The following is a 10,228-nucleotide window of genomic DNA, read 5'->3' as shown; positions in this document are numbered from 1 at the left end:
TGCCTTAATTATAGGGAACATGAGCACCCTAAGTCAAACGCTATGTTGAAAAAATTACTACCTATGATATAATAAGCGCTGTTGTAGTTATTATTTTGGAGGAAGTAAAATGCCAATCAAGGTTAATAGTTTTATGGGTAAATTCGGATGGTTCGCAAGGAAGCATTTTCCCATGCTTGCCAGCGAAGCTTATCTTAAACTTCAGTTTGCTACGAGACACAAACAGCAGCAGGCTTATATAGATTATTTCATGAATGCAAAAGAAGTACCGATGCCGAACGTGGTTAACATCGAGACCATCAACAGATGTAATTCCACCTGCGCTTTCTGTACTGCCAATGTTCATGCTGAGAAGAGACCTCTTTGCAAAATCGATGACGATCTCTACAAGAGCATAATCGATCAGCTCGCAGACTGGGGTTATAAGGGACATCTTACACTCTATGGTAACAACGAGCCCTGGCTTGATACCAAGATTGTTGAGCGTCATAAATATGCAAGAGAGAAACTTCCGGACAGCTTCATCTTTATGAGTACGAACGGACTTATCCTTAATATTGATAAGGTTAAGCAGATTAAGCCTTATATCGATCAGCTCATAATCAATAACTACAGTATGGAGTTCAAGCTTCATAAGAATATTCAAGAGGTTTATGAGTACGTTAAGGCTAATCCCGATGAGTTTAAGGACCTCGAGATAGAGATTCAGATGAGATATCTTGAAGAAGTACTTACCAACAGAGCAGGTTCTGCTCCCAATAAGCAGGCAACCGAGAAGGTAATCAAGGAGACCTGTCTTCTTCCCTTCACGGATATGTGGATAATGCCCAACGGAAAGCTTGGACTTTGCTGTTGTGATAACTATGAAGTGACCAATTACGCAGATCTTTCGACTACAAGTCTTAAAGATGGCTGGGCTTCGGAAGAATTCATGGCAGTAAGAAGAAAAATTGCCGAGGGACGTCAGAATGAGCCTTTCTGTAAGCACTGCGATTTCATAGATGCAGGCTTCAGAATGACAATTGTTCAGGCTATTCTTGAGGGAAGAGATCCCAATAAGCTCGGCGGACATGAGAGAATGGGCCTTTTCAAAAAGGAAGACTAAGTCAGCGATTGGAGGAATTGTGGGTTCAATAACCGTTAAAATCGCAACAAGGTGGTATATCTGCCTTATCAGCATTTTTATGATAGCTGTTTTTGCTATGTTTATGATAGTAGGAGAGAACAGCTACATAGCTATACCCGACAATCTGGACCTGTTCGTGGCCCAGTATAAAATGATGAAAAACACAGGGACATTCTTTGCTCAAGGCGCGAATGTCCCATTTCTTAATGGAATAAGCAGAGACAACCTTCCAGGTGAGTTCTACTTATACAGTGTTCTTTTTATGCTCTTTCCCACATATATCGCATATGTTCTCGGTTATTTACTGAAAATAGTGATAGCGATTGTATCCTGTCTGCTTCTTGCAGGGGATATGATGGAAAATGAAAACCCCGGAGACATCGCCTGGATATGTGCTTTTGCTTATGGGATTTTGAATCTTTTCCCGGCCTTTGGTATAGCCTTTGCCTCAATACCTCTGGTTATTTATCTTTTGAGAAAAATATACAGGCTGGGGTTTAGCCGTGCCTGCGTAAAATATTTCATTCTTTTATTCCTGTATCCGGTAGTATCATATTTTTCATATTTCGGAATGTTTATTCTGGGATATCTGGTACTGGCAATTATATGGAGACTGATAGCAGACAGAAAGCTTTCACTGCCGCTTTGCCTTGCGCTTGTTATCCTTGCTCTTGGGTTCGTAGCCTTTGAATACCGGCTTTTCGGTGAGATGCTCTTTTCCGATGAAGTGACCATAAGAAGCACCATGAAGGATGCTTCGATGGGATTTTCACAGATAATGGGCGAGTGTGCGGCTGTATTTACAAGCGGTATGATGCACGCGGATGACGCTCACCGTTTTCTGGTTCTTCCGATATGCACGGTCTACTTCATTTTCCTGAATGTGAGATATATTCTTCGCAGGGATTTCAAGGGTATGGTGCATGATATCTACAATCTCTTCGCGGTTCTTCTTGTGTTTAACAGCCTGATATACGGCCTGTATTACAGCGAGGGAATGAGAAATTTTGTAGCTTTTTTACTCCCGCCGCTGACAGGGTGGCAGTTTAACAGAACCATTTTCTTTAGCCCGTTTATATGGTATGCATCTTTGTTTGTTGTATGCATAAGGATGGCACGAAAAGAGAATGTGGTTTTCAGGATTGCGGCAAGAGTGATACCAATTGCAGCTGTATTTGTAATACTGCTTTGTTCAGAGCATTACAATGATGTATATGACACCGCCTACGGCACAGCATACAGGATAAAGACGGGGCAGGAGGTAGACAGGCTAAGCTACAGAGAGTTTTATTCCAGCCGGCTTTTTGATAAAATAAAAGGCGATATCGGTTATGATGAAAGTCAGTGGGCGGTTGCCTACGGAATGCATCCGGCCGTGCTTGAGTATAACGGGATATCTACACTGGATGGCTATCTTGGCTTTTATTCCCAGGAATATAAAGAGAAGTTCCGAAAAGTAATAGCCCCGGCGCTTGATAGAAAAGAGAATACCAGAATCTATTTCGATGATTGGGGTGCACGCTGTTATCTTTATTCCGGAACGGACGATTCTATCGTAATGGCTACAAGGAGCTATACCGGCGTCACTGACACGGATATATACATAGACACGAAGGCTCTTTCGGAGCTTAATTGTAAATACATTTTCTCCAGAATAGAGATAGGCAATGCCTCGGAGAAGGGGCTTTACCTCGAGGGAACCTATGAGGATCCTTCATCTCCGTATATAATTTATGTCTACGGATTAGAAAACTAAAAAGGTGAAGAAAGAATGGATAAGATCGCAGTACTGATTCCCTGTTATAACGAGGAACAGACGATAGAAAAAGTAATAAAAGACTCAAAGGCAGCGCTTCCGGATGCTGTGATATATGTATACGACAATAATTCCACTGACCGCACATCGGAGATAGCCAAGGCAAACGGTGCGGTTGTTCGCCATGAGTATGTTCAGGGCAAGGGCAATGTAATCAGAAGAATGTTTCGCGAGATTGATGCTGAGTGCTATGTCATGGTTGACGGAGATGACACATATCCTATGGATGCCGCTCCGGGTATGTGCAGCCTTGTACTTGAAAAGAATGCCGATATGGTAGTCGGAGACAGACTTTCATCGACATATTTTACAGAGAATAAGAGACCTTTTCACAATTTTGGCAACAGCCTGGTAAGAGGAAGCATTAATCGCCTCTTCGATTGCGATATCAGAGATGTTATGACAGGATTCAGGGCTTTTAGCTATGAGTTTGCAAAGACCTTTCCTGTTTTATCTACCGGTTTTGAGATTGAGACCGAGATGACAATACATGCGGTCAATAACCACATGCAGATTGAAAATTATATCATCGAATTCCGCGACAGACCTGCGGGATCAGAGTCCAAGCTCAATACATATTCCGACGGCATGAGAGTTCTCATGACAATTGCACGACTTTACAGGGACTATAAGCCCATGGGATTCTTTTCGATCGTTTCACTGATTCTGGCAGTTGTATCGCTTGTATTTTTCATTCCGATATTTGCTGAATACCTTGAAACCGGTCTTGTTGCCAAGTTTCCTACACTTATAGTCTGCGGATTTGTCATGCTCGCAGCGGTATTATCATTGTTTGCGGGGATGATATTACACAACTTAACCATAAATCACAGAAGAGAATTTGAGATGAGACTTATAAGTCTACACTCAGAGAAGAAGCGCCTTATGCGTAATTCCTGAACCCGTTTTGGGAGAGGTGCTTTGTATTAGGAGGAATATTATGAAAAGAAAAATAGCGATGTTAATGACTACCATTATACTTGGTACGTCACTTTTTGGTTGTGATGATCCTTCCAAAACTAATAGTGAGGGAGGCGAACAGGCTTCCGTGGCCGGTACGGAAGAATCTATAGTTGCAAGTGACGCTGCGGACAGTGCATCATCTGTAGAAGAAAGTTCAGGCGATGCGGGGGAGGCAAATCCTGCAGATACAGCTTCCGCAGAACCCGATGCAGCATCAAATGCGTCAACAGAAGCGGTTTCTTATGCTCCGGAAGAAATAGTTGAGCCTGAGATTCCTGTAGAGGAGCCGGTACAGCCGGTAAACCAGACTGCTGCAGAGGAGCCCGAGCAGCAGGCAGAAACCACTACAGAAGCTCCGGCTGAAGAAGATAAGAACTATGATATTGTTTTCATGGGAGACAGTCAGTTTGATAACGCGAGAGGCACAGCGTCAGAGATTCCCGCATACACCTGCTGCCTTCTCGATAAGGATGTTAAGTTCTATAACCTTGCGATAGGCGGAACCTCTGCATCTCTTGGAAGAGAGGATTATCTTGATGTTTCAAGCTTTAACGATTCCTGCTTCGTGGGTATCTGCTATGCGCTTGCAGGAGTTTGCCCTTCCGATTATCTTAGTGCATATGCTATGTACGAGGATTTTCAGAAGGTTAAACCGGAAAATGTTGACCTTTATGTTATTGAATACGGAGCAAATGATTATATAAACGGTAAGGACCTGTTTAATCCTAGCAACAACAATGATATTCACACCTATAACGGTGCGCTTACTGAGGGTGTTGAGACCTTGCAGAAGATAAGTCCCAAAGCGAAGTTTATTATCTGCAGCCCCTCATACTGCGTATGGTACAACAGTTCCGGACAGCTTATCGGAGACAGCAATGTTGTCAGCAAGGGAATAGGACCTCTTAAAGAGTATGCGAATACAGCAAGTAATTTTGCAAACTCTGCAGGTTTCCCTTACCTTGATTCAATGTATGCGTCCAAGTTTGATCTTAAGATGGAGACCTATGAGGATTATCTGTCAGACGGACTTCACTATACCGAGAAGGGCAGACAGATATATTCAGCCGTTTTGGCTCATCTTATTGAGCAGGTGCGCGGAAAGGAAGTGGAGGATCTTCCTTACTTTACGATCACCAATTTTGATTTCTGGTATTACAAGGACAGTATCGGCCGTTAATACCATCGTCTCTTAAGAGACAAAAAAAATGATAGTAATGAGGTCAAATAATGCAGCTGATTTCAATACAGTTTTTAATATTTCTGCCCGTGATGGCATTTATCTATTTTCTGATACCCGAGAAAGTGCGTTATATCTGGCTCTTTCTTATAAGCTGGGCTTTCTATTTATCCCTTGACCTCAGGGGATTTCCGGTGCTTCTTTTCACATCGGTATCCACCTATGTGGGAGGAAGACTGTTAGAAAAGCTTGAGGGCGGAAAGAAAAAAGCTGTATTAGCTGTTGTAATATGTGCGAATCTTCTGGTTCTTGCTCTGTCAAAATATACGGGATTAACCTTCCTGTCGGCAGCAGGTATGTCGTTTTTCATGTTTATGGCAATCGGATACCTGGTTGATGTCTACAGGGGGGATCTGTATGCAGAGAAGAACTTTCTTTTGTTGTCGCTGTTCATCTCATTTTTTCCGCAGGTTACTTCGGGACCTATCGAGAGAGCGGGACATATGCTCAGACAATTCAGAACTCCCCAGAATTTCAGCTATGACAGGATGAGAGACGGACTTTTGCAGATGATGTGGGGCTATTTTATGAAAATGGTTATAGCCGACAGATGTGCAATACTTGTCTCTTCCATCTATGCGGACCCCGTTAAGTATGCGGGAACTGCTACGCTCATAGCATCCATACTCTATACCTTCGAGATTTACTGCGATTTTGGCGGATACAGCAATATCGCCATAGGCTGTGCCAAGGTGCTTGGATTTGATCTTATGAAAAACTTCGATGCGCCCTATACATCAGCAACTGTTCAGGAATTCTGGAGAAGATGGCATATCTCACTTTCTTCCTGGTTTAAGGACTATCTGTATATTCCTCTTGGAGGAAACAGAAAGGGAACTGTCAGAAAGTATATAAACATACTGATTGTTTTCGTGCTTAGCGGTTTGTGGCACGGTGCTACCTATACCTTTGCTATTTGGGGGCTTTTGCACGGAATCTATCAGGTTCTGGGTCACGTACTTAAACCGCTTAGGGATCGCCTGTGTGATACCTTTAATGTGGTAAGAAACAGTTTTTCTCACAGACTTTTAAAAACGCTTATCACATTTATGCTTGTGAACATCGCCTGGATCTTTTTCAGGGTTCAGGATTTTGCTTCCGCACTTTATATGGTGCTTCATATCTGGAAGCCGGCACCATGGTTTATCAGCAAGGGGACAATATACGAGCTTGGTCTGGACAGACCAAATGTTTTGCTTCTCCTGATGTCCATAAGCCTTCTTATAGGTGTGGACATCGCAAATAAGCATGGAATAAAGGTGGCTGAGAAGATAACTACGCAGGGAATATGGCTTAGATGGCTTATATACATAGCAGCAGTTACTCTGATAGTTACCTGTGGAATCTGGGGCCCGGGCTATGATGCCGCCGGATTCATTTATCAAAACTTTTAAGGGATTATGTCATGAAGAGAAAAGTAAGTCTTGTAATAAAAACAGCGGTTTTTCTTGTTTTGCTTGCAGCTGTTCTGCTTGCTGTGATGGTTGTTACAGAGAGAAAAACCAGCTACATGAAGAACAAGAGCTTCTTTGAAGAGGCAAAAAAAGATCATCTGGATGTTCTTTTCATAGGGTCATCTCATGTTATAAACGGCATAAATCCCATTGATCTGTATGAGGATTACGGGATTACATCTTATAACCTCGGCGGTCACGGAAGCCTTCTGAAGGAAAGCTACTGGCAGCTCATAAGAGCGCTCGATTACTGCAAGCCAAAGTATGTGGTGGTTGACTGCTTTATGATGGACAGAAATTATGAGTATGTAGATGAGATGTATGAGGAGACGCCGGAGGAATTCAGGCAGGCGGCTATAAGTCAGCTTCATTTGAATATGGATGCTTATCCTCTCAGCAAGCTGAAGATCGCGGCTGTGAAGGACCTTGTACATGATCCAAAGATTCAGTATCAGTATCTTTTCGATTTTATCGTATATCACAACAGATGGAGCGAACTGGAACAGAAGGATTTCCAGAGACTTTCCGGTGACGGGGAGTACAATATGCTCATGGGTGCGGAGATGAAGCATGAGCTTGAGTGGAATACCAATGATATGACGGAGTATAACCCGGAGGAGAGACTTCCCGCACACACTATCTGTGAAGAATATCTTATGAAGATAATAGATGAATGCCAGAGGGACGGGATAGGAATTGTTCTTACCTATCTGCCGTTTTCAGCAGAGGTTCAGGATATTCAGTCTGCCAATTCAGCTGCGGATATTGCTGCAACCTATGGTGTTCCTTACATCAATATGCTGAATATGGATGGAATCATCGATCCTATGACAGATCTTGCAGATCCGGGACATTTATCTTCCACCGGAGCAAAGAAGGTCACGGATTACATCGGAGGGTGGCTTTCTGAAAACGCTGACCTTATCGATCACAGAGGAGACGAAGCTTATTCGAACTGGGATAAGCTGGGTAAATCCTATAACAAGGAGGTCAGGTCCTTATCGATCAGGCAGAGGCTCCTGACAACACAGCTCAATATGCTTACTCTTGGAAAAACAAGCGCTATAGTATATGTAAACGAGGATTCACCCGCACTTCAGGATCCGTGGTTTGTTCATCTGATTTCAAATCTGACTGGAACTGAAAAGGTATATGAGGCTTCGCGGAATCATCAGCAATATTTCATGCTCATAGACAGGGCTTCCGGTAATGTGTATGAAGCTGCTGATTATGAGCAGCTTGAGAATATGTCGACAGCTATGGGGGAGATGACCTACATTCCTGTTGAAAAAAGATTCAGGCTGTTGTATCTTACATCGGATGAGGATACCAATTTCCTCTATGATGATGAGCATTTAAAGGATGATGTTCAGATCATGACCTATGATAATGAGAACGGCGAAATCCTTTCACATATCTACTGCGAGTCTTCTCACAGCTATGAGATTGATGAATAAGGAGTCCGTTATTTAAGTTATAAAAGATAGTGAGGTTTTAAAATGAAAAAAATATGTATCGTAGGAATCGCGGGAGGATCAGCTTCCGGAAAGACCACCATCGTAAACAGAATAAGAGAGAAATTCGGTGATGACATTGTGGTTATAAGCCATGATTCATACTATAAGGCACACAATGATCTTACTTATGATGAGAGATCAAGACTTAACTATGATCACCCGTCATCCTTTGATACCGAGCTTCTTATCAGGGATGTTCAAAAGCTCAAAAGCGGCGAAGCAGTGGATATCCCGGTTTATGATTATGCAATCCATAACCGCTCAGATCAGACAATACATATTGTACCTAAGCCGGTAATTCTTCTTGAGGGCATTCTTATCCTCGAGAACAAGGAACTGCGGGATCTTATGGATGTTAAGGTGTTTGTCGACACTGATGCTGACGAGAGACTTATGCGCCGAATCAGAAGGGACACTATTGAGCGTGCAAGAAGCGTATCATCGGTACTCACACAGTACGCAGAGACCGTTAAGCCTATGCATGAACAGTTTATTGAGCCCAGTAAGAAATATGCTGATCTTATTATCCCCAGAGGCGGAGAGAACCTCACGGGAATTAACATTTTTGCAGAACATCTTGAAGCTATGCTGAGGGAGGAGGTTAACTGAGTATGTGGGTGACATCCGCACTGGCTCTATTATTGTGGCTGTTTATAGTGCCGATGGGTATGGGATTTTTAGTTCAGAGAATCCTGCCCTTTACCAAAAAAACAATAGGCATTACCTTTTTGTGCGGATATCTTCTGTCCTTTGCTGTTTTTGAGGTTATCGCAATCTGGTGCATGCTTAAGATACAATATGGGGCATTTCATAAATGCAGTATAGTCTATGCGGGAGTGGAAATATTTCTTGCGATTGTGGGCTTTGCTGCAAGACTATGGGACGTTCAAAGGGCTTATACAAAGGGAGCAAATATCTTCTTTTTGTTTTTTCCGGGGGATCAGAGAGCAAAGCCGGAGGCAATGATAAGCCCCAGAACTGATGTCAGAGTAATGAAGTTTCAGTATTCCAGAGAGAGTCTGATATATTGGGGGCTTTTTGCACTGATAGTAGCATTTCAGCTTGTTATGGCTGTTGTAAAGGCACCCTTTGATGGCGATGATGCTTATTACGTGGTGGAATCAGTCCTTGCCCAGCAGGCTGATGTCATGAACACTATTCATCCCTATTTAGGAATCTCAACTCCGCTTGGTAGCAGGCATGCTTTGGCTGTATTTACGATGTGGATAGCTTTTATTGCAAAAATGAGTGGTATTCACGCAACTATTGTTTCACACGTGGTAATGCCAATCGTTCTAATTCCAATGACTTATCTCATCTATTTGGAAATTGGTCGTATTCTTATGGGAAGAAGGCAGGATATTTTGCCTGTTTATATGATTTTTATTTCGCTTATGGCGATGTTTGGCAACACTTCCATATACACTCCTGAGACATTTCTTATGATGAGAACCTGGCAGGGAAAATCCATGGTGGCAAATTTTGTTTTACCGTTTGTCATCTGGCTGTTTTTGTGGATGTTTGATGACTGCAGAAAACCGGGATTTTTATGGAATGAGGAGACCGGAGGAGGATTAAGAGTGGTCCGTAACAGCGCATGGATACTTCTTTTTCTTCTCAATATGGTTTCGGGAATCATGAGTTCCATGGGAATTGTTTTCGGGACAGGTCTGGCAGGACTCTTTTCGCTGCTTCTTCTTATATATACGAGAGATTTTAGGATAATTCCCAAGGCTATACTGTCAGTTGTACCTACCGGGATTTATCTGCTGATATATGCGTCATTATAGTGAGGTGACAAACTATTAGTAGTCAATAGGTTTTAGAGAAATTTTTGAAATTATTGGCGGGAGGGTAACTTTAATAAACCATCTGAATACATCGTATTTCAGATGGTAACCGGATTCGATGCTATTCGTGATTAGCGTAGTTTTTGAGAATTGAAGTCTATGTCCTGTTTTTCTAAAGCAAAGATTACTCGGATGAGTTTCTTCGCAACGTGGGTTATAGCTACCCTATGTGGTTTGCCTTCATGACGTTTCTTGGCATAATAAGTTGCAAAAGTCATATCGAAACGAATTAAAGGAATACAGCAGTTTAGCAATACATACC

General features: G+C 42.5%; 8 protein-coding genes and 1 pseudogene. 8 read left to right on the top strand and 1 reads right to left on the bottom strand.

Going from position 1 to position 10,228, the window contains the following annotated elements; translation table 11 throughout:
- Window positions 1–109 precede the first annotated feature (109 nt).
- From G596_RS0102515 to G596_RS0102480, 8 genes are read left to right on the top strand one after another with little or no spacing between them, the layout of a single operon-like run.
- Window positions 110–1,105 (top strand): radical SAM/SPASM domain-containing protein, encoded by a 996-nt coding sequence (locus G596_RS0102515; protein ID WP_022760258.1) that lies wholly within the window; start codon window positions 110–112, stop codon window positions 1,103–1,105.
- Entirely contained in the window at window positions 1,071–2,882 is a 1,812-nt protein-coding gene (locus tag G596_RS0102510; protein WP_022760257.1) for a DUF6044 family protein, read from the top strand. Before G596_RS0102515 ends, G596_RS0102510 begins: the two co-directional genes overlap by 35 nt.
- Before the next feature lie 15 nt (window positions 2,883–2,897).
- Complete coding sequence (locus tag G596_RS0102505) at window positions 2,898–3,842, top strand: glycosyltransferase family 2 protein (RefSeq protein ID WP_022760256.1); 945 nt, start codon at window positions 2,898–2,900, stop codon at window positions 3,840–3,842.
- Between the two features lie 40 nt (window positions 3,843–3,882).
- Window positions 3,883–5,085 (top strand): SGNH/GDSL hydrolase family protein, encoded by a 1,203-nt coding sequence (locus tag G596_RS0102500; protein ID WP_022760255.1) that lies wholly within the window; start codon window positions 3,883–3,885, stop codon window positions 5,083–5,085.
- A gap of 50 nt (window positions 5,086–5,135) precedes the next feature.
- On the top strand, window positions 5,136–6,539 hold the full coding sequence (locus G596_RS0102495) for an MBOAT family O-acyltransferase (RefSeq protein ID WP_022760254.1): 1,404 nt from the start codon (window positions 5,136–5,138) through the stop codon (window positions 6,537–6,539).
- 11 nt (window positions 6,540–6,550) lie between these two features.
- Entirely contained in the window at window positions 6,551–8,056 is a 1,506-nt protein-coding gene (locus G596_RS0102490; protein WP_022760253.1) for a hypothetical protein, read from the top strand.
- Window positions 8,057–8,098: 42 nt separating this feature from the next.
- The gene (gene udk, locus G596_RS0102485; protein WP_022760252.1) at window positions 8,099–8,725 is read left to right on the top strand and encodes a uridine kinase; all 627 of its coding nucleotides are present in this window, start codon (window positions 8,099–8,101) and stop codon (window positions 8,723–8,725) included.
- A 2-nt stretch (window positions 8,726–8,727) separates the two neighbouring features.
- Window positions 8,728–9,906, top strand: a complete 1,179-nt coding sequence (locus tag G596_RS0102480) for a DUF6077 domain-containing protein (protein WP_022760251.1) — start codon at window positions 8,728–8,730, stop codon at window positions 9,904–9,906.
- A gap of 131 nt (window positions 9,907–10,037) precedes the next feature.
- On the opposite strand, the pseudogene G596_RS25400 reads toward G596_RS0102480, so the two are convergent.
- Window positions 10,038–10,228 (bottom strand): annotated as a pseudogene (locus tag G596_RS25400) (IS110 family transposase); the annotation flags it as partial.

The organism is Butyrivibrio sp. AD3002 (assembly GCF_000420905.1).
Classification (GTDB): Bacteria; Bacillota; Clostridia; order Lachnospirales; family Lachnospiraceae; genus Butyrivibrio.
This window is presented reverse-complemented; position numbering and strand designations above follow the sequence as displayed.